The organism is Nocardioides abyssi (assembly GCF_030412915.1).
In the GTDB taxonomy this organism is placed as follows: Bacteria; Actinomycetota; Actinomycetes; order Propionibacteriales; family Nocardioidaceae; genus Nocardioides; species Nocardioides abyssi.
In genome coordinates this window covers 1-274 of sequence record NZ_JAUHJR010000202.1, presented here as the reverse complement: position 1 = coordinate 274, position 274 = coordinate 1, and the positions used below count along the sequence as shown (strand labels likewise).

At 60.6% G+C, this 274-nt stretch carries 1 protein-coding gene; it reads right to left on the bottom strand.

Annotated features, from left to right (window positions below):
- The coding region (locus QWY29_RS20490; protein ID WP_300963067.1) for a condensation domain-containing protein at positions 1 to 274 on the bottom strand (274 nt) is incomplete at both ends.

Sequence of the window (274 nt, the reverse complement as noted above, 5' to 3'; positions counted from 1 at the left end):
AGATAACCGGTGATCCGCTGCGGATCGATCCGCCGGTCCGTCTGCGCCGTCAAGGCAAATCCTTCTCCAAGGTCATCCACTGAGACCGTGATCGGATAGTTCGTGCGCTCTTGACCGGCCAACACCTGGATCTCCGACCCGCTGCTTTCCGGGTTCGGGTTTACAGCAGCACTGTGTCGGTAGTTCAACAACGTGCTGAACAGCGGCGTCGATCCGCTCACTCCACTGCAGCGCTGCGCCATCGCCAGTGAGGACTGCTCGTGACCCAGCAGCT